Origin of the sequence: Pseudomonas sp. NFPP24 (assembly GCF_900112095.1) — a bacterium.
Lineage (GTDB): Bacteria > Pseudomonadota > Gammaproteobacteria > Pseudomonadales > Pseudomonadaceae > Aquipseudomonas > Aquipseudomonas extremorientalis.
On record NZ_FOKD01000007.1, the window covers coordinates 336,472 to 360,190 of the forward strand.

Genomic DNA, 23,719 nt, shown 5'->3' on the forward strand with positions numbered 1-23,719 from the left:
GAGGCCTAGGCTCGGCTTCTTTCGTACAAGAAGACGCCGTCATGAGCTCTGATCCCCTTAACCCCGCAGTTTCGGCACCGGACACAATCCCCGCCGAATCCCATGATCTCGACAGTCCCGTTCAAGCCCGCGAGGACCGTGATCAAGCCGTCCGCCGCTTGCTGACGCGCCGTCTCAACGCATCCGCCCAACCCAGTCGAGTGATCAACCAATGGCACGGCGTGAACGCGCGCTGCATCGAATCCTCAAAGGCGCTCAAGCGTCTGATCGGCAGGGCGCCACGGGTGTTGCGGGTGATTCGGTTCGCGTTGCAGGAAGCCTTCGGTCTCGACCCGGACAACCTGCTGTTCACCGAGCCGCTGCCGCCACGTCCCGCGCAGAAAGTCGACAGCCTGACCGAGCGCGCGTTGGCGCTGTTCAGTGATCCTTCCTTGCCGATCAACCTCAACCAATACACCGCGCTGAGCCTCAAGGACGACCCTGCGCGCAAACTGCCTTTTACCGCCCTGCAGGCGCTGGAGCAGGTCAAGGGCCTGGCGTTGATGGCTCGGCTCGACAACCAGATGCGTGATTACTGGCGGCATCTGGCGTACGGCTCGTGGTTGACGCGCCAGGCGCGTTGGGTGCAATTGCGCAAGCGCTTGTTCATCGACGCCGGTTTCCTGGCTCACCAACTGGATGAACTGTCGGACGCGGGTTGGGCGATGGTGCAGCAGGTGGCGGACGCGCCTTCCGACGAGGCACGCCAGCGCGCGGGTGGCGATTGGGCTGGCGTGCGCGTCAGCACAGTGCTGTGGCCCGGTACGTTTCAGACAGCGCTGACCATTCCCGGCGCCCTGCACCTGTACCGTGAGGGCGCGGCGCAGCAGGCGCCCCACGTGATCTATCTGCCAGGGATGGCCCGCGCATTCTATGAGTTCAACACCTGGGAACAGGTGCAATGCGGCTTGACGAGCCTGTTGAACGGCGAGTTGTTCAGCTTCCTGTGGCAGTGCCTGCCGCTACGCCGTCGCCACGAAGCCTGCCACGGCGAGACGCGGTTGGCGTGTGGTGCTGCCCTGGCCGGCGATGCCTTGCAGCACAGTGCAATCGCCGTGCTTGAGGCGCAATGGGATAACGAACTGGCGTGTGCGTTGTCGATCAATCACGCGGCAGTAGCCGCACCGGCTTCGCTGGGGCGTGACACGGCGCGCTTGCTGCGGTTTATCGAAAAAGGCCGGGACCGACTGGCGATCGTGGAGCGCCTGGGCGCTTCCCTGGGGACCTTGTTGGGCTGGGACGCAACGCGGCGTGCGGATGAAATCATCCTTGGCCAACTGCCTTTCGGGATGGCCCTGCGCTGCCGCGAGCAGCAGGTGGAGCGCTATGAAAAGCACCTCATGAGGTTGCTCGACCTACAGGACCCGAGTCGGGAGAGTACGGCTTATGAAGCGCTGGTCACGCTCAATGGGCAATGGCAAACACAGGCTGATGCGGTGCAGGCCTTGTTGAAAGGGCCGGATGAGCGCCTGCTGAGCCCGGCATTCTGGTTGGAGCACCCTGGCGGCACGCGCAATCGCACCACCTTGCTGTTGATCGCCCAGCGTGAGGCGCTGCTGCATGAGGCGCAACGGCTACAACGTTTGAAACTGGTAGGCGAGGCGCCCTTGCAGCGCCTGGTTGAAGTGTTGAACAAACCCCAGGCCAGCGACCGCAAGGGCAGCGATACTTGCGTACTGCGGGTGCTGTTGGGTGGCCAGGGGGCGTTGGGGGCGTTCGTGGTAACGACAAAACAGGCTCACGCCACCCCGGGTCGGACGCAGCCCGTGCTGCTGTGCGTGGCCGGGCGTTTCGGCGGGCTGGCTGAGTTCGACAGCCTGGAGACGCTATCCGCACGCCTGCGGGCGAGCCTCGGCAGCCGTGACGGATCGCCCCTGTGGCACTGCGTGGGGCGCGATCGGCGTCAGGCGTTGAAAGCCACATCGACCGTTACGGTGACGTATGAAGTGCTTGAGGAACATGTGCTGCATCATGGGTTCACTGAACTGATCCACCACTATGCCCGGCTCGACCAGGAGGCGGATCAGGGCTCGCGGCCGTTCAGTGAAGTCCACGACCCGGCGCTGATTCGGATGCTGTTGGCTGCCGAGTTGCGTGAGCACCTACAGGTGTCGGCCCATGATGCATTGACCCACGCCATGGCCAACCTTGATCTGCTGCGCTTCGCCGCCACCCAGGCGAAAAAACTGCCGGCGTGGCTGGGCCAGGCGCAGGCTGATCAGCGCAATGCATACCGACGTTTGCAACTGCACTATCTGAGCAGTGCCCAGGCATTCGAAGCCAAGCTCTGGCGTGAATTGCCGGAGCTGGAAGTGTTTGCGCGCACGCGGTTGATCGCTCAGTTGACGCTGGATGGGTTGTACCCGGAGGTGGACATCGATCAGCCTTTGCTGGATATGCCCGATGATGTCAGTGCCTATTTTTGCGGGTGGACCAGCCAGTGCGGGGTGGGCGAGCGGGACGTGAAGAAAGTCGTCAGCCCGCAACGCACCACGTTCAGTCTGTTGCAATTGGCCCTGCACAACCTGGATGCCCAGGCGCCCTGGACCGAGTGGCGCTTGAACCGCGCGCGCTACCTGGCGCCACAGTGGCAGCAACGCTTGAATCCGGGCTACTTGATCAAGACCCTGTCAGCCCTGGATATTGGCGGGCGCTATGACACGCTGATCCAAAAGGTGTTCTATCCGTCTGCTTCCGCGTCCCCACCGTTGCCCGATGCCCTGATTCACCGAATGCTGCGCCAAGAGGCGCGAATGCATGTGTTTTCGGCGGCGCGGCAAGGCTTGAGCAGTGCCGCCCAGGGCGTGCTGAACGCCGCGATGGCGGCTGACCTGAACCTCGGCGGCCAACGCTTGCGACTGCACTTCGTGCGTCTTCGCGGCCATACCCTGGAACACGACCGTCACATCGCCGGGATACTGGTGATCCACGACGAGTCCTCAGGGTTGTGGCTGGTCTACTGGCCTGCCGCAGTGGACGGACCGGCCATGACCGAGTACGCCAGCCGAGCGCAGGCTGTCGCCGGATTGAACAAGGCCTGGGCGACGCCGGCCAATGTGAAGGCGCTGGCCCGTCAAGTCGCGCCGGGGTGGGAGGCAGAGGCCATTGCCAGCTATCCCGCCGTCGGCGGCGCAGGCGCCATGCTTGCTCTCGGCAGTCCCAAGCTGGTGTATGCGCCGGTACGTGGGTTTTATGTGCTGGAAACGATCGAGGCAATCACCCGATTCATTCGCACGTTCAAGGTCAAGCACCGCGTGCCGGCGGTGGCCGTGGAGGATATCCACGCGCAGATCAACGAGCAGATCGGCGCCGCCCCGAACGACTGGCTCGACTTCAGCGCGACCACCGCCAGCCATGCGCTGTCCCTGCTGGCCCATGCCAGACTCCTCGAAATCCAGCACCGTGCACAAGGGCGAGCGGTGTCGGCCAAGGCGTTGGCGGCCTACCGGCAAGAGCGCTTGGGTGAGCAGCACGCCGCCACATTGCGTGGGTTACTGTCGTTCGTGCCGGCGATTGGCCTGGGTGTCAGTCTTTACGAAATTCTGTTGGCGGCCCGGCGCTTTCATCACAGCCGCCAGGCCGGGGACGCCGTGGACCTGGCGTTTGTCACTCTACTGGGTTTTGTGGATCTGCTGAGCGCGTTCATGCCCGGGCCCAAGGGCGCGCGGGTAACGGGGAGTGCAGCCGTACGCACATCGATGCTGGGTGCACTGGGCCGGCTGCATCGTCGTCAAGGGATGGCCGGGGGCGGGCTGTCTACGCTCAAACCGTCGGCGGCCTTCCCGACCAAGGTGTTGGAACGTTTTCGCAAAGACCTGCCGCCCAATGCCGCCGTCGAGTTGCAGGGGCCGGGCAATCGGGGCACCTACGTCAAGGGGGGCGAGCAGTTTGTGGTCGACGATACCCATCAATACCCGGTCTATCGACGCCAGGATGAACAGGTGCTGCGTCTCAGACATCCACAGGATGATGTGCAAAACGAGCTGATTCTGTACATCGAGGAACCCGGGCAATGGCTGCTCGGCGCCGATGCTCCGCCGGCCCAGCCGCAGCCAGGGCCCAGCACCGGTATGTGGCGGCCATGGGCGACGCCTCCCCGCGTCCAGGAGTGGTCGCCGCCCTCTCATGTGCTCCTGCAGGAGCACGTGGCGCGCGCGGCCCCTCTGCCTGGGGCGGGGCAGGGCTGGGGGTTTGATTCACGTTGGGCGCTGACAGACCTGCTGCCCGAGCAGGGGATATTCCGTGTGGTGGGCGGGGAGGGGGAGCGCGCCTTTGAGGTGCTTCGGCAAGAGGGGCGCTTGTTCAGGCTGCTGCCCGAAGGAACCCGCTCGTCGTTCCAGGACATTATCTTCCTCACCCGCAACCGCGCGCTGGCCCCTCAAGCGGCCACCGACATCCACTACTGGCTCGGTGCCGGTTTCATTGAGCAGCCGATCCCCGCGGTGCGGGGAGCCGATGGTCTCTGGAAAGCGCGGCCGGTGCTGTTCCTGGAACCTCTGGAGAACACGGTGGGCAGGGTTTTCCCCCGGATGAGGGAACTCAGCAGGCGCTACGTCAGCGAGCGCTTGATCGAACTGGCCGACGCCGGCCGTGAGGTCACGGCCAGCCACCTGTTGACCCTCCGCGCCACGCTGGACCAGTGGCTTGCCCCCGGCGCCGTGGGGCGCACCGACGACCTGCTGAAACTGCTGAGTGCCACCTACAGCCGGCGGCGTTTGAGTTTCTACATCGGCTATGAAGGCCGCTCACCGGGGTTTACACGCTTGGATTACAACCTGCCTGTGCCCCTGGACCCCTCCTTGCGCACGACCACCCGGGAAAACGCCAGTCTCAGGGCTCAATTGGTACAGACGGCGGTCGCGCAGGTGCTTGAGCAGCAAGGGTTTGTCACCCACGCGATTGAAAAGCGCATGGGCGGTCAGTATTCGGTGGATTACTTTTGCACTCACCCCAGATCCACCGCCAAATACTACGTGCTCACCCGCTGGGTGAAGGACAGCACCGTCAACCTGCGTTCCGCCAGCAGCGTTCAACTGACCGACGATTGGTTCAGGCGGCGCAGTGTGGCGCGCACGTATTCAGAGCATATTCCCGAGATCAACCAGGCCCTCAATCAACACCGCCTGGTCAAGATCATTGCCGGTATCCAGTGGGCGCCGCGATCCGACCCGACGGTGTTTTTCGTCAAGTTCGGCGGGGTCAGCCCTTGAGCAACGACAGTGCACCCGCGCCGCCGAACAGCCCGGCGCTGATCCGGTTGAACCAGCTCTGGCCCTTGCCGCTGCGCAGGTAGCGCGCAGCGCCGTGGGCACTCAAGCCGTAGGCCAGCTTGCACAGCAGGTCGAGCACGGTCCAGGTGGCGATCATGATCAGCAACTGCGCCAGGAACGGCTGCTGGCTGTTGAGAAACTGCGGCAGGAACGCGGCAAAGAACAGGATGTCCTTGGGGTTGCTGGCGCCCAGCACAAACGCACGCCCGAACAGGGCGCGAAAGCGTGGCGTCGGCGCGGCCTGCGGGACCTCGGCTCCCTGGCTGGGTTGACGCGACTGCTGCCAGCTCTGCCAGGCGAGATAAAACAGGTACAGCGCGCCGACGATCTTCAGCGCGCTGAACAGTTGTTCCGAGGCCAGCAGCAGGGCACCCAGGCCCAGCGCCGAAGCACTGAGCAGACAGATCGAGGCCGTCACGCCGCCGAGGAATGCAGGGTAAGAGCGGCGCAAGCCATAGTTGAGGCTGTTGCTGATCATCAACAACGACAGCGGCCCGGGGATCAGGATCACCACCAATGCCGCGCCACTGAACAACAACCAGGTTTCCAGACTCATGCCTTGCTCCTCTTTATAGAAATATGAATTTCGCGATGAAAATCGCGCACAGCACCCACAGGCTCACGGAGATCTCGCGGTACTTGCCGGTACCGGCCTTGAGGGCCACGTAGGTGATAAACCCCAGGGCAATCCCATCGGCGACCGAGAACGTCAGCGGCATCATGATCGCGGTGACAATCGCCGGAATGCTGTCGGTGGCTTCATCCCAGTTGATATGGGCCATGCTCGCCATCATCAGCATTGCCACGTAAATCAGCGCACCTGCGGTGGCATAGGCCGGAATCATCCCGGCCAGCGGTGCGAAAAACATCGCGGCTACAAACAGCACGCCGACGGTGACGGCGGTCAACCCGGTACGGCCACCTGCGGCCACGCCCGCAGCACTTTCCACGTAGCTGGTCACCGGCGGCACACCGACCATGGCACCGAACACGCTGGAGGCACTGTCGGCCTTCAATGCACGGGACAGGTTGTCGATCTTGCCGTCGGCATTGACCAATCCGGCCCGTTGCGCGACGCCCATCAGTGTACCTGCGGTGTCGAACATGTGTACAAAAAGAAAGGCAAATACCACGCTGATCATGCTGACATTGAACACACCCGCTACGTCCATCGCCATCCAGGTCGGCGCCAGGCTCGGTGGGGTGGAGATGAAACCGTTGTAATGCACCAGGCCCAGGCCCCAGCCGGCGAGCGTCACGGCGATGATGCTGATCAGGATCGCGCCGAAAACCCGGTGGTAGCTGAGAATCGCGATCAGTAAGAAGCACACCGCCGCCAACAGCGGCGCAGGCTCATGCAAGGAGCCGAGCTTGATGAGGGTCGCCGGGCTGTCGACGATGATGCCAGCGGTCTTCAGGCCGATCACCCCGAGGAACAACCCCACGCCGGCACCCATGGCGTGGCGCAGGCTGACGGGGATGCTGTTGAGCAGCCATTCACGCACCCGGGACAGGGTCAGGAACATGAACAACACACCGGAGATAAACACGGCGCCGAGGGCGGTCTGCCAGGTGTAGCCCATGGTACCAACCACGGTGTAGGTGAAAAACGCATTCAAACCCATGCCCGGCGCCAGGCCCACGGGCCAGTTGGCATACAGCCCCATCAACAGGCAACCGAGTGCGGCGGCGATGCAGGTGGCGACGAACGCCGCACCGTGATCGATGCCCGCGTCGGCCATGATGTTAGGGTTGACGAAGATGATGTAGGCCATGGTGATGAAGGTGGTGAGGCCGGCGATCAGCTCGGTCTTCACTGTGGTGCCATGCAAGCGCAGTTTGAACAGGCGTTCCAGCCAGCCGTTTGGTGAGGGGGCAAGGTCCAGCGTCGGGGCTTCGGATTTGCGGCTATCCACAGCGAGTACTCCTCAAGCATTTTATTGTTATGGCCAGCGCGCAAGCGCTGAGAGGTACTGGCGGGTTTGTTGACCAATAGGTCAGGAACTCGCACGAAGCGAATTATGCTTTTGTATACAAATAAAGCAAATAATGTTTTCTATCCGCTGCACCAAATAGATGAAAGGCAACCACAGGGTCAGGGCTGGTTGGCGAGCGCCTGATTCACCGCCAGCCACCCAACCACCGCGTCTTCACCGGCGTCACTGAAGGCACGTTGCAGCAACTTCACCTGTTCGCGGCGCAGTGACTGTTCGAAGCGCAGGCCTTCCTCGGTCAATTCCAGCAGGCGTTTGCGCTTGTCTGTCTCGGACGCGACGCTGTTGACCAGGTGCATCTCCTGCAATTGGCGCAGAGGGATGTTCAGTGCCTGCTTGCTCACACCGAGCAGTTCCAGCAGTTCCTTCACGCTCAGCGCCGGGTAGCGCGCGATGAAAAACACGATGCGCTGATGCACCCGGCTCAGCCCGCGGCGCTCGAGCATTTCGTCGGCCTTGGCGGTAAACGCCTGGTAGCCGAAGAAAAACGCTTCCATCGCGGCCTGCTGGGCGGTTGGGTTTTTAAGGTCAAGCATATTGACGTATCCGTGCGAGTCGTCGTAATTTCGGTCAACCAGTTTGACGTATTTCCCACAGTCTTCGCTACCGGTGACCCCATGGCCTTCTCTGAACGTGTTACGCGCCTCAAAAGCTCCCTGATCCGTGAAATCCTCGCGGCGGCCCAGCGCCCGGAAGTGATGTCGTTCGCCGGAGGCCTGCCAGCCGAAGCCATGCTGCCTGCCTTGAACTGGGACGACATGCCGCTGAACATCGGCCAGTACGGCATGAGCGAAGGCGAACCGCAGTTGCGCGAATTGCTCGCTGCCGAGGCGCGTGCCCTGGGCGTGCCGTGCCAGGCCAGCCAGGTGCTGGTGGTCAGCGGCTCCCAGCAGACCCTCGACCTGGCGGCCAAGCTGTACATCGACAAGGGCACCCGGATCCTGCTGGAAGGCCCGACCTACCTGGCCGCGTTGCAGATCTTCCAACTGTTCGGCGCCGATTGCCTCACCGTGCCACTGGACGCCGACGGCCCGGACCTGAATGCGTTGCGTGCCAACCTTGAACGCCATCGCCCGGCGTTCATCTACCTGATCCCGACCTTCCAGAACCCCTCGGCCGTGCGCTACAGCGAGGCCAAGCGCGAAGCCGTCGCCGCCTTGCTCGACGAATTCAGCGTGACCCTGATCGAAGACGAACCCTACCGCGAACTGACTTTCGACGGCGGCAGCGCCAGACCCATCGTCGGGCGCCTGAAAAAAGCCAGCTGGATCTACACCGGCACCGTGTCCAAGACCCTGTTGCCGGGCCTGCGCGTGGGCTATCTGATCGCCAGCCCGGACCTGTTCCCGCACCTGCTCAAGCTCAAGCAATCGGCGGACCTGCACACCAACCGCGTCGGCCAATGGCAGGCCATGCAGTGGATCGGCACGGAGCAATACCAGCAGCACCTGACTCAACTGCGCGGCTTTTATCGCGAGCGCCGCGATGCTTTCCAGTCGGCGCTGGAGCGTCACTTCGTCGAGCTGGCCGACTGGCAGGTGCCCCAGGGCGGTTTATTCTTCTGGCTGACCTTGAAACAGCCGCTCGACACCCGCACCTTGTTGGCTCAAGCGCTCGACCAGAACGTCGCGTTCATGCCCGGTGAACCGTTCTTTTCCGAGCCCGACCGACACCTGGGTTCGTTGCGGCTCAATTTCAGCCATATCGACCCGGCCCGTTTGGACGAAGGTCTCAAGCGCCTGGCCGCGGTGGTCCGTCAAGCACAGCACGCGCAAGCGGCATAAGGGGAGCCCCATGTACAAGGTTTATGGCGATTACAAGTCGGGCAACTGCTACAAGGTCAAATTGATGCTCAGCCTGCTGGGCATCCCGTACCAATGGATCGATGTGGACATCCTCAAGGGTGACACCCAGACCGCCGAGTTCCTGGCGAAGAACCCCAACGGCAAGATCCCCGTGCTGGAACTGGAAGACGGCACCTGCCTGTGGGAGTCCAACGCGATCCTCAACTTCCTTGCCGATGGCAGCGAGTTCCTGCCCACCGAACCGCGCCTGCGCACCCAAGTGTTGCAGTGGCAGTTCTTCGAGCAGTACAGCCATGAGCCGTACATTGCGGTGGCGCGGTTTATCCAGTTTTACCTGGGCCTGCCCGAGGACCGCCTGGAGGAATACAAGAAACTGCACAAAGGCGGTTACAAGGCACTCAAGGTCATGGAGCGCCAACTGCAACTGACGCCGTACCTGGTGGGCGAGCAGTTCTCCATCGCCGATGTGGCCTTGTATGCCTATACCCATGTAGCCAATGAGGGTGGTTTTGAGCTGGAGGCTTATCCGGCTGTGCAGGCGTGGTTGAAGAGGGTTGCCAGCCATCCCAAGCATGTGGCCATGCTCGGTTAAACCTGTGGGAGGGAGCTTGCTCCTCCCACATTCAGTTCTTCGTTCAGCAAGTCAAAGCAGCGTTGCGCCGCCGGGCTCAGGCCCGTCCCGCTGCGACTGATCAACCCGATCTCCCGGTTTACGCCGGGATGCTCGATGTGGATGCGCTTCAACCCCGCCAGGCTGTCCGCCGCCGATTCCGGCAGCACACTGATCCCCAACCCCTGGCGCACCAGTGCCAGCACCGTCGACATGTAGTTGGCCTCCATGCCCGCGTTCATCGTCAGGCGCGTCTCATCGAACAGCGCATCCACTTGCTCGCGCACGCTGCTGTCGCGGCCAGTGAGGATGATCGGTTGGTCCGCCAGTTGTGCCAGGGTCAGTTTGCGATGGCGGGTCAGCGGATGACCGACCGGTACAAACGCGCACAGGCGATCGTTCAGCACTGGCACGAATTCCAGGCCATGGCTGAGCCGTGCACGCACGCCAATGCCGAAATCCACCTCGCCGGACCGCACCTGGGCGTGTATGCGATGGGCCACCAGGTCATGCAGGCGCACTTCGATTCCGGCAAAGCGCTCGCGAAACAGGCGCAGTACCGGTGGCAGGCTGCCGGCACAGACCGAGGGCAGGGCGGCGATGGTCACCACGCCTCGGCGCAACGCCGCCAGGTCGCGGGACCCGCTGACGATGTTGTCCAGGTCCAGCAGCAGTTTTTCCATTGGCCCGCGGGCCTCCTGGCCGGCGGCGGTAATACTGACGTGGCGCGGGCTGCGGTCGAGCAGGGCGACGCCGAGCCAGTCTTCCAGTTGTTGCACCTGCACCGTCAGCGCAGAAGGCGACAGATGCAGCTCATTGGCCGCCTTGGTGAAACTGCCAGTACGGGCCACCGCAAGAAACGCCTGAATGTGTTGGATACTGTTCTTCATTTTGTTTTTCCGAACACTAGCGGGTGAATATTCCAATTTACAAAGACTAACCTGCTTCCAATACTCCAGGGAAAACAATAACCGGCCAAAAAGGTCGCTCTGGAGTAACCCATGCTCGCTACCCTGGGTGTCATCACCATCCTGTGCCTGCTCGCTGCCGTCATGAGCAAACGCCTCTCGCCGCTGGTGGCCCTGATCGCCTTGCCGATCATCGCCGCACTGCTCGGCGGGTTCGGCCTGCAAACCAGCGCCTTCATCATCACCGGTATCAAGAACGTCGCCCCCGTGGTCGGCATGTTCGTCTTTGCGATCCTGTTTTTCGGGATCATGACCGATGCTGGCATGCTCGACCCCATCATTGATCGCATCCTGCGCACGGTAGGGACGCGTCCTACACGCATTGTTGTAGGCACCGCGACCCTGGCGCTGCTGGTACACCTGGACGGCTCCGGCGCGGTGACGTTCCTGGTGACGGTGCCGGCGATGTTGCCGCTGTATACGCGGCTGGGTATCGATAAGCGCATCCTGGCCTGTGTCTGCGCGATGGCGGCCGGAGTCAACTTCCTGCCGTGGACGGGCCCGGTGCTGCGCTCGTCAGCGGCCCTGCACGTGCCGGTGGCGGACCTGTTCCAGCCGTTGATCCCGGTGCAGATCGTCGGCCTGATCTTTGTGTTTGCCTGTGCCTGGTGGCTGGGCCGTCGCGAAGAAAAACGCCTGGGCCTCGGCGCCGGCTCCACGGTGGATGCGGTGCCGCAACGGGTGCTCAGTGAAGACGATATCAAGCTGCGTCGCCCGCGCCTGTTCTGGGTCAACCTGATCCTGACCGTGCTGGTGATGGTGGTGATGATCGCCGGCTGGGTCGACCCGGTGGTGATGTTCATGCTCGGCACCGTAGTGGCGTTGTGCATCAACTACCCGAACGTAGATGCCCAGCGTGCCCGCATCGATGCCCATGCCAAGACCGCCCTGACCATGGCCAGTATCCTGCTGGCCGCCGGAGTGTTCACCGGGATCATGCAGGGCACCGGCATGCTCAAGGCTATCGCCGAAGTAGCGGTGGCGCAGATTCCGGCGGGTCACGGCAAGTTGATCCCGGCGGTGGTGGGGTTCATTTCCATGCCGTTGAGCATGCTGTTCGACCCCGATTCCTACTATTTCGGCGTGATGCCGGTGATCGCCGAAGTCGGCAAGGCCCTGGGCGTCGACCCGCTGCAAGTGGCCCAGGCCTCGTTGCTGGGGGTGCACACCACCGGCTTCCCGGTCAGCCCGCTGACCCCTGCGACTTTCCTGTTGGTGGGCCTGTGCAAGATCGAGTTGGCCGATCACCAGCGCTTCACCATTCCGTTTCTGTTTGCCGCGTCGGTGTTGATGACCCTGACCGCGCTGCTCCTGGGAGTGATTTGAGATGAAAACCTTGCGCATCGGTTCTGGTGCCGGCTATTCCGGCGACCGTATCGAACCTGCGGTCGAGTTGGCCGAACACGGCGACCTGGATTACCTGGTATTCGAATGCCTGGCTGAACGCACCATCGCCTTGGCGCAACAGGCGCGGATCAGCGATCCGCAGGGCGGTTACGATCCGCTGTTGAGTGAGCGCATGCGCCGGGTGCTGCCGTTTGTGGGGGTGCAGACCGGGCGCCGTCGCCTGCGGGTGATCACCAATATGGGCGCGGCCAATCCAGTGTCGGCGGCGGCCGAAGTGCGGCGAATTGCTGTTGAGGCGGGCCTGGATCTCAAGGTACTCGCTGTGGTGGGCGACGATGTGTTGACGATGTTGCAGCCCGAGTTTTTGCTGGATAACGGCCAGACCGTCGGCTCTTTGGGCGAACGGTTGATCTCTGCGAATGCCTACCTGGGCGTCGACGGCATTCTGCAGGCATTGCACGCCGATGCGGACGTGGTGATCACCGGGCGCGTGGCCGATCCCTCGCTGTTCCTGGCGCCGCAGATGTTTGAGTTCGGCTGGATGGCGGACGATTGGCCGCGGCTGGGGCGCGGCACCTTGGTGGGGCATTTGCTCGAATGTGCCGGGCAAGTCAGCGGTGGGTATTTTGCCGACCCGGGTTTCAAGGATGTGGATGACCTGGTGCGCCTGGGTTTCCCGCTGGCCGAGATTGATGCTGACGGCCAGGCCGTGATCACCAAGGTCACCGGCTCCGGTGGGCGGGTCAGCCGTGCCACCTGCACCGAGCAACTGATCTACGAAGTGCATGATCCGGCGGCCTATCTGACGCCGGATGTGACCGCCGATTTTTCACGGGTGTGCTTTGTCGAGGAGGGCGCTGATCGCGTTCGTGCCCAAGGTGCTGGTGGTCGTTCGCGTCCCGAACAATTGAAGGTGAGCGTTGGATATCTGGACGGCTGGATCGGCGAAGGGCAGATGTCCTACGGCGGCCCCGGTGCTGTCGCACGGGCGCAGCTGGCGCGGGATGTCGTGCTCAAGCGCCTTGAGTTGATAGGCGTGAAGATGCAGGACGTGCGTGCCGAACTGATCGGCATGGACTCGCTGCACGGCCCGCGCAGCACGGTGGAGCCCTGGGAAGTGCGCCTGCGCGTGGCGGCTCGCTGTGAAGAGCGCAGCGAAGCGGTGCGCGTCGGCAACGAAGTGGAAACCCTTTACACCAATGGCCCGTCCGGTGGCGGCGGCGCGAGCAAGAGCGTGCGGCAGGTGGTGGCGGTGGCGTCGTTGCTGCTGCCGCGTGATGCGGTCAACCCGAGGATCGAAGCATGAAGCTGCACACACTGGCCCATTCCCGCACGGGGGATAAGGGCGATACGTCGAACATTTCGATCATTGCCTATCGTGCCGAGGATTACCCCTGGCTCTGCGAACAGCTGACCGTCGAGCGTGTGGCTGGGTTTTTTGCGGATCTACTGGAGCCAGGCGCCGCACCGGTGCGGCGCTATGAGCTGGCGAATGTACAGGCACTGAACTTCGTGCTGCCGGGCATCCTGCGCGGCGGTGTGACCCGCTCGCTGGCGCTGGATGCCCATGGCAAGTGCCTGGGCTCTGCACTGCTGGACATTGATTTGCCAATAATGAACTAAGTGTGGGAGGGGGCTTGCCCCCGATAGCAGAGTGTCAGTCACACAGTAAGTTGACTGATACACCGCCATCGGGAGCAAGCTCCCTCCCACATGGGTCATCCAGTGTCTGTCAGACCGCAGCGAAACGCTTGTCGAGGTAATCGATGATCACCTTGGAGTCATACATCCAGGTGGTCTGGCCATTCTCTTCAATGCGCAGGCAGGGCACCTTGATCTTGCCGCCTTGCTCCAGCAGGGTCTGGCGGTCCTGCTCGTTGTTCTTCGCGTCCTTCAACGCCACCGGCACATTCAGGCGGTGCAGGGTGCGACGGGTCTTCACGCAGAACGGGCAGGCGTGGAACTGATACAGGGTCAGTTCCTTGGCCGCTGCATTCACCTGCGCCTGCTGTTCGGCGGGGCGCTGTTTTTTACGGGGACGGGTCAGGAAGTCGCCCGCGATGATGATCTGGCCGAGGCCGACTCGAAGTGCTTTGACCAACATGGTTTAAACCTCTTGCCCATAACTGAGGGGCGGCAGCTTACCTGAATTCTGCGGGCGAAAAAAAACCGGCGATGAACGCCGGTCTTTTCCTAAGCAGCCCGTTACTTGATCAGGCTGAGGAATTCGCTGCGGGTCGCCGCGTTTTCGCGGAACTCACCCAGCATCACCGAAGTGATCATCGACGAATTCTGTTTCTCCACACCGCGCATCATCATGCACATGTGCTTGGCCTCGATCACCACGGCCACGCCCAGGGCGCCGGTGACCTGCAACACCGCGTCGGCGATCTGGCGGCTGAGGTTTTCCTGGATCTGCAGGCGGCGGGCATACATGTCGACAATCCGCGCGACCTTGGACAGGCCCAGCACTTTGCCGCTCGGGATGTAGGCAACGTGGGCCTTGCCGATAAACGGCAGCAGGTGGTGTTCGCACAGCGAGTACAACTCGATGTCCTTGACCAGCACCATTTCGCTGTTGTCGGAGCTGAACAAGGCACCGTTGGTGACTTCTTCCAGTGTCTGCTCATAGCCGCGGCAGAGGTACTGCATCGCCTTGGCGGCACGTTTTGGCGTGTCGAGCAGGCCCTCGCGGGAAACGTCCTCGCCGAGTTGGCCGAGGATCGCGGTGTAATTCTGTTCCAGGGACATGAAACTACCTGTGGGATTTTCGCAAAGCGCAAGGTTACGGTGGCGGGCACATCGCTGCAAGCCTGACGATGGCACTTGTTACTCGTCGCGCCCTTCCATCATGGTCCGCTTGAGCATTACATACACCGCCCCCGCGCCGCCGTGGCGGGCCTGGCACGAGGTAAAGCCGAGTACCTGGGCGTGCTGGCGCAGCCAGGTGTTGACGTGGCTCTTGATCATCGGCCGCTTGCCGTCCAGCCGCACGGCCTTGCCATGGGTGACGCGCACGCAGCGGACTTCGAATTTGGTGGCTTCGGCGAGGAAGGCCCACAGGGTTTCGCGGGCTTTTTCCACAGTCATGCCGTGCAGGTCGAGACTCCCTTCGAACGGGATCTGGCCGATCTTGAGCTTGCGCATCTGGCTTTCCTGCACACCGTCGCGGGCCCACATCAGCTCGTCTTCGGGGCCGACGTCGATCACGAACTGGTCCGACAGGCCGTCCACGGTGGTGGCATCGGTGCGCACGGTCGCGGCCTGGCGCAGCTTGGCGATCTGCGCGCGGTCGGCCTTGGGTTTGCCGGTGTCGGCGCGGTCGTGCTTGATCGGCTTGACGCCGCGCAGCTCGTTTTTGAACAGGGAAAAATCGTCGTCTTGCATGTCAGCCTCCGCGAAGGGCGGGCAGTTTACCTAAATCGCGGCGGCCGGGGCGCAGGAAACGCTATCCAAGCGCCATCAGTCGTGTTTTTTCATCAGGTGCGAAGCGATATTAAGCGACAACGGCTGGCGCATTTTTCGGCGGCTGCGCCGCCACAACCATACGCCCAACCACAGTACCAGCAGCCCGATCCCCAACAGGATAGCCGAGCCGCCAGGGCTGGCATTCAGCTCGCCAAGGGCCGGCGAGTGACCAGACAGACCGGCGCCACCAGCGCCGGCCAACAGCAGACCTACGATCGCCAGCAGCGCGGCGATGCCGGCAACCAGGCGCAGACGCCAGTTGCTCGGGCCCTTGGGGCGCAAGCGACGAGCATCAAAACCATCGGATATCTTCATTCCGACCTTTCCTCCAGGGTATCGGCCCTTCGACCGGACAATACACAGGTTGTTCCGGGGCGAGGGGTAAATGCGCCAAATGAAAAGGCTTTGCGGATGAGCGGGGCAATAAACATTGCCGCACCGCTCATCAGAAGGTCGATCAGATCAGGTCTTTGGTCAACGCCAGGGTGGCGAAGTTGTCGGCCATGATGGCCATTTCGGTCTGCTGTACGTGCGCGGCGCTCAGGATGCCGCCTTTGTAAGGCAGGTCGCGGGTAGCGCAGGCGTCTTCCACCAGGGTGCAGCGAAAGCCCAGGTTCTTGGCGGCACGCACGGTGGTGCTGACGCTGGAGTGGCTCATGAAGCCGCAGACGATCAGGTCCAGGGAACCGAGGTCCTGCAGGTGTTTTTCCAGGCCGGTGCCGTGAAATGCGCTGGGCAGCAGTTTGCCGATGATGGTTTCGTCGCCTGCAGGCTCGAGGCCCGGGATGAACTCACCTCGTTCGCCTTGCGGGTCGAACAAGCCGCCAACGGTGCCCAGGTGACGCACATGCACGATCGGGCGCCCGGCGTTGCGCGCTGCGGCGACCAGTTGCTTGATGTTACCAACGGCCGCGTCCATGCCGGAGAGGGCGAGCGGGCCGCTGAGGTATTCCTTCTGGGCGTCGATGATCACGAGGGTCGCATGGCTGAGGTTCGCAGCTGCGTAACCACGACCGCTGAGTTGAAACATCGTCTTTGGAACGGACATTCTGGGGCTCCTGTGAGGGGGGCTTTTGCGACATTGTCCACTGGCTGAGCGGTTCTGTGAATCGCTACCATCGTAAGGTACGCCGTTGTTGACGTGTAGCCATGTCAAGAGGTGGGCCTGTTTGACACAATGATGGCAATTCGGATGAAATCCGACGGATGGGCGCGGGGTTTCGTACATCGTCGGTACAGGTGAAGGCTGTTAGAATCACCAGTCGTTTTTTCCAGGAGCTTGCCCCCGTGATCACATCCCGCCTGCGCACGTTGCGCGACCACATCCGTTGGGCTGTCAGCCGTTTCCATGGGGAAGACCTGTTTTTCGGGCATGGCACTGACAATGCCTGGGACGAAGCCCGTCAATTGGTGCTCGGCGCGTTGAACTTGCCGTGGGAGATTGCCGACAGTTATCTGGACTGCAACCTGGAGGAAGAGGAAGTTTCCCATGTGCAACGTTTGCTGCACAGGCGCATCCATGAGCGCGTGCCCACCGCGTACTTGTTGAACGAAGCGTGGTTCTGCGGCATGTCGTTCATCGTCGACGAACGCGTGCTCATTCCCCGTTCACCGATCGGCGAGCTGATCGAAAACCGCTTCGAACCCTGGCTGGCGCAACCGCCGGCACGCATTCTCGACCTGTGCACCGGCTCCGGCTGTATCGGCATTGCCTGTGCCTACGAGTTCCAGGACGCCGAAGTGGTGCTGGGCGACCTGTCGTTCGAAGCCCTGGAAGTGGCCAACCAGAACATCGAGCGCCATGGCGTCGATGAGCGCGTGTACACCGTGCAGGGTGACGGTTTCGACGGTCTGCCGGGCCAGCGTTTTGACCTGATCGTGTCGAACCCGCCGTATGTGGATGCCGAAGATTTCGCCGACATGCCCGACGAATACCAGCACGAACCGGAACTGGGCCTGGCCTGTGGCGATGATGGCTTGAACCTGGTGCGGCGCATGCTGGCCGAAGCGGCGGACCACCTGACCGAGAAAGGTTTGCTGATCGTGGAGGTGGGCAACAGCCAGGTGCACGTCGAGGCGTTGTACCCGGAAGTGGACTTCGCCTGGCTGGACTTCCAGCGTGGTGGGCATGGGGTGTTCATGTTGACGGCGGAGCAGTGCCGCCAACATCAGGCGGTGTTTGCCGCCCGCGTTTAACCCACCTTACTGAACGAATAGGGCCAATGTGGGAGGGGGCTTGCCCCCGATGGCGGTGGATCAGTCAGCTACTCCAAATACTGACACTCAGCTATCGGGGGCAAGCCCCCTCCCACATTCAGACCTTATTTCAAGGCATAGACTCATTTCAGCGGTGGGTGGCAATCCAGATCAACAACCCCGCCTGGAACACCGTAAACGCCACCAGGCAGGTGATGGTAAAGCGCAACCCGCTGTCCTCACGCTTGAACTTGGTGACCTTTTCCTCTTCCTTGCGCAGCTTCACTTCCTGCTCCGCCAGGTTCTGCTCAGCCTGTTGCAGCATCTGCGCGGCTTCGAGAATCTCCACGAACTGCACCTTCTCGGTGTTCCAACTGTCCAGCACATCACCGACCTTGCCCGGCTGCACATTACCTTTGAGGTGTTGCACATCGGCGTAGGCCACATCAAAGCCCTGGATGCGCAGGAAGTGATCGCGGCGCAGGCGGGTCGCCTCGTTCAAGGCATCTTTGTTGGCCAGGTCGACGCCGTCGACGCGGTAGTGTGACCACTTCTTCTTCGCCCACGCGGCGCCCTGGGCCACCAGGAAGCGACCGATACCCCGGTTGGCTGGTTCGATTTCCAGGCTGTTGCCAGGGCCGAAGTGCACACGGTGCTTGTCGTGGTCGACCCAGATATCCAGGTGGTTCTGCTCACGGCGCACGCGCTGCCCTGGCAGCTGGATGACCATGCGCAGCAGGCTGTGGTGCTTGTCATTGCGCTCGGCGTAGCCGAACTGCACGAACCGCAACGGTCGCACGCCAGTGGCACGGTCGGTGGCCAGGGGGGCCAGGCGCAGCATCTTGAAATGCTCGGCCTGGACATCCGCCCACGGTAGGGGCGCCGCGTCGACGGCCTCGGTTTTTTCAGCCGGGGTGTCGGCGGTGGATTCCGGTGTTGCTTCAGTGGTTGTCATGCGGCGCGATCCTGTCCAAGCCCAGCGAGCCGACAGTCTTTTTACTGTCGACCCAGGGCTTATCGGCCGGTTTTCCCAGGACTGGAGGCAAATAGTCGCTTAATGGGGTTGAAGTCCTTCGATAAAACGCACCACGCGGCTGCCCAGTTCGGCGGCGAGGGGTAGTTGCGGATCGTTGTAGGAGGCCAATTGTTGCTTCACATCGTTGGGCACGATGCGCATCACGTGGTTCATGCCTTCGATCACCGCCAACTGCGCGTCGGGCTTGGCCTTTTTCAATTGCTGGGCGTCGCTCACACCCACCTGGATATCGTGGGTGCCCTGGATGATCAGCGCGGGCATGCGCAACTGGGCGAAAGCGGCCGATGGGTCGGCACGGAACAGGCTGATCAGGTACGGCTGCACGCTGGGGCGGAAAATACCTTGCAGCGGGCCAGGCACGTCGGCATCCACCTGGCCGGCCTTGAGGTGATCGAGGATCTCGTTGCTGCGCAGCAGCAGGGCGGGGGGCAGGTGATCGGCCAACTGCTGGCGGATCACCTGGTCTACCGGACGTGCGCTGCCGGACAACGAAATGACGCCGGCCGGGTCCAGTTGCGGCGCGGCGAGGGCCGCCACCAAGGCCCCTTCGCTATGACCCAGCACAATCAACGGCCCCAGGCGTCTGTCGGCCTTGAGCAGCTTGCCCCAGGCCACGGCATCGGCCACGTAGGCATCCAGGGTCAGGTTGCGCTCATCCGGCGTGGCCGCCAGGCTGGCCGCGACGCCGCGCTTGTCGTAGCGCACGCTGGCGATATTGTGCCGCGCCAGCACCCAGGCCAGGCGCTTGAGGCTGTCGTTGCGCGCGCCGTCGGCACTGTTGCCGTTGCGGTCGGTGGGACCGGAGCCGGCGATGATCAGTACAACCGGGACTGGCCTGTCGGATTTGGGCAACAAGAGTGAGCCAGACAGCTCGCCACTGCCGGTGTCGAGGCTGATGGGCCTTTGCAGCACGACCGGGGAGGCGGCGAAGCCAACGCTGGAAAACAGGGTGAGGGTCAAAAGCAGAGCTCGCAGCATCATCGCGCCATCATGAGGAAGGTGCCGGTTGGACCAAGGTCTACCCGGAAGGTTTCGAGGATGAACTACTCGGTTAGCCTGCGTATACTGGCCGCCTTAAGTTATTACGGTTGACTTGATTCAACTGATTTCACGGAGCGCCCTGCATGTCCGGCAATACCTTCGGCAAGCTGTTCACTGTCACCACCGCGGGCGAAAGCCATGGCCCGGCGTTGGTCGCCATTGTCGACGGCTGCCCGCCAGGCCTCGAACTGTCCCTGGAAGACCTGCAGCGTGACCTCGACCGCCGCAAGCCCGGCACCAGCCGCCACACCACCCAGCGCCAGGAGCCGGACGAAGTCGAGATCCTCTCCGGCGTGTTCGAAGGCCGCACCACCGGTTGCGCCATCGGCCTGCTGATCCGCAACACCGACCAGAAGTCCAAGGACTACTCGGCGATCAAGGACCTGTTCCGCCCGGCCCACGCCGACTACACCTACCACCACAAATACGGCGAGCGCGACTACCGTGGCGGCGGCCGCAGTTCGGCCCGCGAAACCGCCATGCGCGTGGCCGCCGGTGCCATTGCCAAGAAATACCTGGCCACCCAGGGCATCGTGATCCGGGGCTACATGAGCCAACTGGGTCCGATTGAAATCCCGTTCAAGACCTGGGACAGCGTCGAGGACAACGCCTTCTTCAGCCCGGACCCGGACAAGGTGCCGGAACTGGAAGCCTACATGGACCAGTTGCGCCGCGACCAGGATTCCGTCGGCGCGAGGATCACCGTGGTGGCCGAAGGCGTGAAGCCGGGACTGGGCGAGCCGATCTTCGACCGCCTCGATGCGGAACTGGCCCATGCGCTGATGAGCATCAACGCCGTCAAAGGCGTTGAAATCGGTGCCGGCTTTGCCTGTGTGTCCCAGCGTGGCACCGAGCATCGTGACGAGTTGACCCCGCAAGGCTTCCTCAGCAACAACGCGGGCGGCATCCTCGGCGGTATTTCCTCCGGCCAGCCGATCGTGGCGCACCTGGCGCTCAAGGCCACGTCGAGCATCACCACGCCAGGGCGTTCGATCGACGTGCATGGCAACCCGGTGGACGTGATCACCAAAGGCCGCCACGACCCATGCGTCGGCATCCGGGCCACCCCGATCGCCGAAGCGATGATGGCCATCGTGTTGATGGACCACCTGTTGCGCAATCGCGGGCAAAATGCCGATGTGCGCGTGAGTACGCCGGTGCTGGCCCAGTTGTGACGGCGCTGCTGTGACAGCCCTCCCATACTGGCGCCTCTCCAGCTTCTACCTGTTCTACTTCGCCCTCCTGGGGGCGACCGCGCCGTTCCTGGCGCTGTACTTCGATCACCTCGGGTTCTCCAGCGCGCGCATCGGCGAGCTGGTGGCCATCCCCATGCTGATGCGTTGCGTGGCGCCCAACCTGTGGGGCTGGCTGGGCGACTACACCGGCCGGCGCCTGGCCATCGTGCGTTTTGGTGCGGTGTGCACCCTGGCGAGTTTTTCGCTGATCTTCGTCAGCCATACCTACGCCTGGCTGGCCCTGGTCATGGCGCTGCATGCATTCTTCTGGCACGCGGTACTGCCGCAGTTTGAAGTGATCACCCTCGCGCACCTGCAAAAGCAGACGGCGCGCTACAGCCAGATCCGCCTGTGGGGCTCCATCGGGTTTATCCTCACCGTGGTGATCATGGGCCGCTTGTTCGACTGGTTGAGCCTGGACATCTACCCGGTGGTGGTCGTGGTGATCATGGCCGGCATCATCGGCGCCAGCCTGTGGGTACCGAATGCGCAGCCCGCGACCCACGGCAATCGTCTGGCGGGCGACGGCTTCCTCAAGCAATTGCGCAGCCCCGGCGTACTCGCGTTCTATGCCTGCGTGGCATTGATGCAACTGAGCCACGGCCCGTATTACACCTTCCTGACGCTGCACCTCGAACACCTGGGTTACGGCCGGGGCGTGATCGGCATGCTCTGGGCGCTGGGGGTCGTGGCGGAAGTACTGATGTTCCTGGGCATGAGCCGCATCCTCACGCGCGTTTCGGTGCGTCGTGTACTGCTGGCGAGCTTCCTGTTGGCGGCATTGCGCTGGTTGCTGTTGGGGTCGTTTGCCGAGTATTTCTGGGTGCTGTTGCTGGCGCAGGTAATGCACGCCGCCACGTTCGGCAGCTTTCATGCAGCCTCGATTGCCTTTGTGCAACGCAGTTTTGGTGCCCGGCAACAAGGCCAGGGCCAGGCGCTCTACGCCGCCCTGGCCGGCACCGGCGGTGCGCTGGGTGCGCTGTATGCCGGCTACAGTTGGAACCTGTTGGGGCCGACCCTGACCTTCAGTATCGCGAGCGTCGCGGCCCTGGCCGCCGCCCTTATCATCGGTCTTCGATTGCACGAGCAGAACCAAGGAACCCTTCAATGAGTTATGTCGCCGTCTACTGCGCTGCTTCACCGGACACCCCGAACAAGGTCCTCACCCACCCCGAGGATATTGCTGCGACCCTGGCCGAGCACGGCGTGCGTTTTGAGCGTTGGCCACCCGTTTCTATCGAGAAGGGGGCCACAGATGCGCAACTGATTGCGGCGTACAAGGCACAGATTCAAGCCTTGGGCTACGCGGATGCGCAGGTGCTCAGGGTGACGGAGGATCATCTCCAGAAGGCCGAGGTGCGTGCGGGCTTTCTTGCCGAGCGCCGCTGCAGCGAAGTTGCCGCACGTTTCATCATCGCAGGGCAGGGGCTGTTTTCCCTGCACATAGGCGATTATGTATACGCCGTGCGTTGCGAGAGAAACGACCTGCTTGTGATCCCGGCCGGTATGCCGCACTGGATTGACATGGGGGAGAACCCGCACTTTGTCACACTGCGGCTGTTCAATACGCTTGAAGAATGCATACCGGAGTTCATCGAGGACGATATTGCCAGTCGTTTCCCCGGCCTGGACGACTAATCCCCACCGATCAAAAACTACAACCCCTTAAGGTTGGAAGTTGCTGTGGGAAGAAACTCAAACTTCTGTAAGGCTTGGATGTTTATGCGCGGGCCTGCGCCTTAATACCATTCGTTATGTAACCCTCTGCGACATCAATGTTTATGTCACCTGTCAATAGGAGGAATCCGAAGAGGGTGCGGCATGAGCCAGAGAAAGGAGAGGAACTAATGAGTGGCCCCAAGGAATCGTTTCTACCGCCATATTCGGTACCCAATGCAGTCAGGCGACGTTTGAACCTGGCTGGCAAGGCCCTGACTCCGGCGGAGTTGGAAATCCTGCGCTGGGCTTCGGAAGGCAAGACCGTCTGGGAGATCAGCCAGATACGCGCCACGTCCGAAGCAACCGTGAAGTTCCACCTGCGTAATATCTATTGCAAGCTGCAAGTGACCAATCGGGTACAAGCCGTCAATGAAGCCAGCCGCCAGGGGCTGTGTTGAACCCATGAAAAAGGGCCGCGACGCTCAATGCGTCGCGGCCCTTTTGGGTATTTCAGGCTTAAGCCGAGTGGTAGGTCGGCAAGGCAAAGCGGTTCTGGCTCTGCAGCATCGAAATCTGCGGCAACTCGCTGGCCTGTTCAGCCAGGTCGCGGCGAATGGCGCTGATGACCCAGGTCAGCTGATCGGCAGTGTGCAACTGCTGATAGGAGATCGAACGCTTGACCTGTTTACCTTCGCTGTTGCGCAGGGTCAGCAGGATGCCGCCGTCTGGACGAGGCTGGGTGGTGACATCGTAGTTGGAGAATACTGAAGCGAATTTATCTTGGATCAGGCTCATGTCTATCAGCTCCGTTGGCTCAAGTGGGCAAGCATGGAGAGATAGGTGCAGTGATTGTGCCAGCTAGTGATTTAGATAAATATCGTTATAAATCAATAGCTTATAAAAATACAAAATTTCCGGATTCGTGCAATTTGCATGAATGGCCATCATGCATCCTGCATTTTGCGTTGCCGGGCGCGCTCGGGCAGGTGCCTCACTACTCATAATGACTCTCTCTGCCTGGCTTAATTCCTTTTTTCAGCGTTCGCTTATC

23 protein-coding genes are annotated in these 23,719 nt (G+C 62.1%); 11 read left to right on the plus strand and 12 right to left on the minus strand.

Features of this window, described 5'->3' with window-relative positions; genetic code table 11:
* The first annotated feature begins 41 nt into the window (after positions 1-41).
* On the plus strand, positions 42-5,249 hold the full coding sequence (locus BM026_RS17565; protein ID WP_139217560.1) for a dermonecrotic toxin domain-containing protein: 5,208 nt from the start codon (positions 42-44) through the stop codon (positions 5,247-5,249).
* Here BM026_RS17565 and BM026_RS17570 read toward each other — a convergent pair.
* The 3 genes from BM026_RS17570 to BM026_RS17580 all read right to left on the minus strand — a co-directional run bounded on the left by BM026_RS17570 (position 5,239) and on the right by BM026_RS17580 (position 7,839).
* Entirely contained in the window at positions 5,239-5,865 is a 627-nt protein-coding gene (locus BM026_RS17570) for a LysE family translocator (RefSeq protein ID WP_092243163.1), read from the minus strand. The genes BM026_RS17565 and BM026_RS17570 overlap by 11 nt on opposite strands.
* 13 nt (positions 5,866-5,878) lie before the next feature.
* A complete protein-coding gene (locus BM026_RS17575; protein WP_071490777.1) occupies positions 5,879-7,225 on the minus strand; it encodes an NCS2 family permease in 1,347 nt (448 codons plus the stop codon).
* 179 nt (positions 7,226-7,404) lie between these two features.
* Entirely contained in the window at positions 7,405-7,839 is a 435-nt protein-coding gene (locus BM026_RS17580; protein ID WP_071492751.1) for a MarR family winged helix-turn-helix transcriptional regulator, read from the minus strand.
* A gap of 81 nt (positions 7,840-7,920) precedes the next feature.
* On the opposite strand from BM026_RS17580, the gene BM026_RS17585 reads away from it, so the two are divergent.
* Together BM026_RS17585 and BM026_RS17590 are read left to right on the plus strand one after the other, a co-directional pair.
* On the plus strand, positions 7,921-9,087 hold the full coding sequence (locus BM026_RS17585) for an aminotransferase-like domain-containing protein (RefSeq protein WP_093122410.1): 1,167 nt from the start codon (positions 7,921-7,923) through the stop codon (positions 9,085-9,087).
* A gap of 10 nt (positions 9,088-9,097) precedes the next feature.
* Positions 9,098-9,700, plus strand: a complete 603-nt coding sequence (locus BM026_RS17590; RefSeq protein ID WP_092243169.1) for a glutathione S-transferase family protein — start codon at positions 9,098-9,100, stop codon at positions 9,698-9,700.
* Here BM026_RS17590 and BM026_RS17595 read toward each other — a convergent pair.
* Positions 9,697-10,608, minus strand: coding sequence for a LysR family transcriptional regulator (locus tag BM026_RS17595; protein WP_093529555.1), 912 nt, complete (start codon positions 10,606-10,608; stop codon positions 9,697-9,699). The two genes, BM026_RS17590 and BM026_RS17595, sit on opposite strands and share 4 nt — an antisense overlap.
* 111 nt (positions 10,609-10,719) lie before the next feature.
* Between BM026_RS17595 and BM026_RS17600 the strand changes: the two genes are divergently transcribed.
* Genes BM026_RS17600 through BM026_RS17610 form a run of 3 tightly spaced genes read left to right on the plus strand, consistent with a single transcriptional unit; the run spans position 10,720 to position 13,656 of the window.
* A complete protein-coding gene (locus tag BM026_RS17600; RefSeq protein ID WP_071490772.1) occupies positions 10,720-12,012 on the plus strand; it encodes a CitMHS family transporter in 1,293 nt (430 codons plus the stop codon).
* A gap of 1 nt (position 12,013) precedes the next feature.
* Positions 12,014-13,339 (plus strand): acyclic terpene utilization AtuA family protein, encoded by a 1,326-nt coding sequence (locus BM026_RS17605; protein WP_093529558.1) that lies wholly within the window; start codon positions 12,014-12,016, stop codon positions 13,337-13,339.
* The gene (locus tag BM026_RS17610) at positions 13,336-13,656 is read left to right on the plus strand and encodes an AtuA-related protein (RefSeq protein ID WP_071490770.1); all 321 of its coding nucleotides are present in this window, start codon (positions 13,336-13,338) and stop codon (positions 13,654-13,656) included. The genes BM026_RS17605 and BM026_RS17610 overlap by 4 nt, the downstream gene beginning before the upstream one ends.
* 109 nt (positions 13,657-13,765) lie before the next feature.
* Here the strand turns inward: BM026_RS17610 and BM026_RS17615 are convergent, their stop codons facing one another.
* The 5 genes from BM026_RS17615 to BM026_RS17635 form a co-directional block, all read right to left on the minus strand.
* Positions 13,766-14,137 carry a glutathione S-transferase N-terminal domain-containing protein gene (locus BM026_RS17615; RefSeq protein ID WP_092243183.1) on the minus strand — a complete coding sequence of 124 codons (372 nt, stop codon included), beginning with the start codon at positions 14,135-14,137 and terminating at the stop codon, positions 13,766-13,768.
* 101 nt (positions 14,138-14,238) lie between these two features.
* Positions 14,239-14,784 carry a GTP cyclohydrolase I FolE gene (folE, locus tag BM026_RS17620; RefSeq protein ID WP_003236739.1) on the minus strand — a complete coding sequence of 182 codons (546 nt, stop codon included), beginning with the start codon at positions 14,782-14,784 and terminating at the stop codon, positions 14,239-14,241.
* 78 nt (positions 14,785-14,862) lie between these two features.
* Positions 14,863-15,420: a Smr/MutS family protein gene (locus BM026_RS17625; protein WP_093529561.1), complete on the minus strand. Its 558-nt coding sequence runs from the start codon at positions 15,418-15,420 to the stop codon at positions 14,863-14,865.
* Between the two features lie 75 nt (positions 15,421-15,495).
* Entirely contained in the window at positions 15,496-15,816 is a 321-nt protein-coding gene (locus tag BM026_RS17630) for a hypothetical protein (protein ID WP_058424627.1), read from the minus strand.
* Between the two features lie 142 nt (positions 15,817-15,958).
* Positions 15,959-16,549 carry a cysteine hydrolase family protein gene (locus BM026_RS17635; RefSeq protein WP_092243189.1) on the minus strand — a complete coding sequence of 197 codons (591 nt, stop codon included), beginning with the start codon at positions 16,547-16,549 and terminating at the stop codon, positions 15,959-15,961.
* A gap of 239 nt (positions 16,550-16,788) precedes the next feature.
* Between BM026_RS17635 and prmB the strand changes: the two genes are divergently transcribed.
* Complete coding sequence (gene prmB, locus BM026_RS17640; protein WP_071490767.1) at positions 16,789-17,697, plus strand: 50S ribosomal protein L3 N(5)-glutamine methyltransferase; 909 nt, start codon at positions 16,789-16,791, stop codon at positions 17,695-17,697.
* Positions 17,698-17,845: 148 nt separating this feature from the next.
* Here the strand turns inward: prmB and BM026_RS17645 are convergent, their stop codons facing one another.
* Entirely contained in the window at positions 17,846-18,652 is an 807-nt protein-coding gene (locus BM026_RS17645; RefSeq protein WP_058424625.1) for a hypothetical protein, read from the minus strand.
* A 99-nt stretch (positions 18,653-18,751) separates the two neighbouring features.
* A complete protein-coding gene (locus BM026_RS17650; RefSeq protein ID WP_093529563.1) occupies positions 18,752-19,714 on the minus strand; it encodes an alpha/beta hydrolase in 963 nt (320 codons plus the stop codon).
* A 143-nt stretch (positions 19,715-19,857) separates the two neighbouring features.
* On the opposite strand from BM026_RS17650, the gene aroC reads away from it, so the two are divergent.
* The 4 genes from aroC to BM026_RS17670 all read left to right on the plus strand — a co-directional run bounded on the left by aroC (position 19,858) and on the right by BM026_RS17670 (position 23,126).
* Positions 19,858-20,949, plus strand: coding sequence for a chorismate synthase (aroC, locus tag BM026_RS17655; RefSeq protein WP_071490765.1), 1,092 nt, complete (start codon positions 19,858-19,860; stop codon positions 20,947-20,949).
* A gap of 10 nt (positions 20,950-20,959) precedes the next feature.
* The gene (locus BM026_RS17660; protein ID WP_092243196.1) at positions 20,960-22,120 is read left to right on the plus strand and encodes an MFS transporter; all 1,161 of its coding nucleotides are present in this window, start codon (positions 20,960-20,962) and stop codon (positions 22,118-22,120) included.
* Entirely contained in the window at positions 22,117-22,647 is a 531-nt protein-coding gene (locus tag BM026_RS17665) for an acireductone dioxygenase (RefSeq protein WP_093513975.1), read from the plus strand. Before BM026_RS17660 ends, BM026_RS17665 begins: the two co-directional genes overlap by 4 nt.
* Before the next feature lie 209 nt (positions 22,648-22,856).
* On the plus strand, positions 22,857-23,126 hold the full coding sequence (locus BM026_RS17670; protein WP_092243202.1) for a response regulator transcription factor: 270 nt from the start codon (positions 22,857-22,859) through the stop codon (positions 23,124-23,126).
* A gap of 58 nt (positions 23,127-23,184) precedes the next feature.
* Here the strand turns inward: BM026_RS17670 and BM026_RS17675 are convergent, their stop codons facing one another.
* Positions 23,185-23,463 carry a DUF3509 domain-containing protein gene (locus BM026_RS17675; protein WP_003172952.1) on the minus strand — a complete coding sequence of 93 codons (279 nt, stop codon included), beginning with the start codon at positions 23,461-23,463 and terminating at the stop codon, positions 23,185-23,187.
* Between the last annotated feature and the right edge of the window lie 256 nt (positions 23,464-23,719).

Bases quoted from the DNA above. Each gene is read 5' to 3' on its own strand.
- BM026_RS17565 (WP_139217560.1), top strand. From the start codon at position 42: ATGAGCTCTGATCCCCTTAACCCCGCAGTTTCGGCACCGGACACAATC.
- BM026_RS17570 (WP_092243163.1), bottom strand. From the start codon at position 5,865: ATGAGTCTGGAAACCTGGTTGTTGTTCAGTGGCGCGGCATTGGTGGTG.
- BM026_RS17580 (WP_071492751.1), bottom strand. From the start codon at position 7,839: ATGCTTGACCTTAAAAACCCAACCGCCCAGCAGGCCGCGATGGAAGCG.
- BM026_RS17585 (WP_093122410.1), top strand. From the start codon at position 7,921: ATGGCCTTCTCTGAACGTGTTACGCGCCTCAAAAGCTCCCTGATCCGT.
- BM026_RS17590 (WP_092243169.1), top strand. From the start codon at position 9,098: ATGTACAAGGTTTATGGCGATTACAAGTCGGGCAACTGCTACAAGGTC.
- BM026_RS17595 (WP_093529555.1), bottom strand. From the start codon at position 10,608: ATGAAGAACAGTATCCAACACATTCAGGCGTTTCTTGCGGTGGCCCGT.
- BM026_RS17600 (WP_071490772.1), top strand. From the start codon at position 10,720: ATGCTCGCTACCCTGGGTGTCATCACCATCCTGTGCCTGCTCGCTGCC.
- BM026_RS17605 (WP_093529558.1), top strand. From the start codon at position 12,014: ATGAAAACCTTGCGCATCGGTTCTGGTGCCGGCTATTCCGGCGACCGT.
- BM026_RS17610 (WP_071490770.1), top strand. From the start codon at position 13,336: ATGAAGCTGCACACACTGGCCCATTCCCGCACGGGGGATAAGGGCGAT.
- BM026_RS17615 (WP_092243183.1), bottom strand. From the start codon at position 14,137: ATGTTGGTCAAAGCACTTCGAGTCGGCCTCGGCCAGATCATCATCGCG.
- folE (WP_003236739.1), bottom strand. From the start codon at position 14,784: ATGTCCCTGGAACAGAATTACACCGCGATCCTCGGCCAACTCGGCGAG.
- BM026_RS17625 (WP_093529561.1), bottom strand. From the start codon at position 15,420: ATGCAAGACGACGATTTTTCCCTGTTCAAAAACGAGCTGCGCGGCGTC.
- BM026_RS17630 (WP_058424627.1), bottom strand. From the start codon at position 15,816: ATGAAGATATCCGATGGTTTTGATGCTCGTCGCTTGCGCCCCAAGGGC.
- BM026_RS17635 (WP_092243189.1), bottom strand. From the start codon at position 16,549: ATGTCCGTTCCAAAGACGATGTTTCAACTCAGCGGTCGTGGTTACGCA.
- BM026_RS17645 (WP_058424625.1), bottom strand. From the start codon at position 18,652: ATGACAACCACTGAAGCAACACCGGAATCCACCGCCGACACCCCGGCT.
- BM026_RS17650 (WP_093529563.1), bottom strand. From the start codon at position 19,714: ATGATGCTGCGAGCTCTGCTTTTGACCCTCACCCTGTTTTCCAGCGTT.
- aroC (WP_071490765.1), top strand. From the start codon at position 19,858: ATGTCCGGCAATACCTTCGGCAAGCTGTTCACTGTCACCACCGCGGGC.
- BM026_RS17665 (WP_093513975.1), top strand. From the start codon at position 22,117: ATGAGTTATGTCGCCGTCTACTGCGCTGCTTCACCGGACACCCCGAAC.
- BM026_RS17670 (WP_092243202.1), top strand. From the start codon at position 22,857: ATGAGTGGCCCCAAGGAATCGTTTCTACCGCCATATTCGGTACCCAAT.
- BM026_RS17675 (WP_003172952.1), bottom strand. From the start codon at position 23,463: ATGAGCCTGATCCAAGATAAATTCGCTTCAGTATTCTCCAACTACGAT.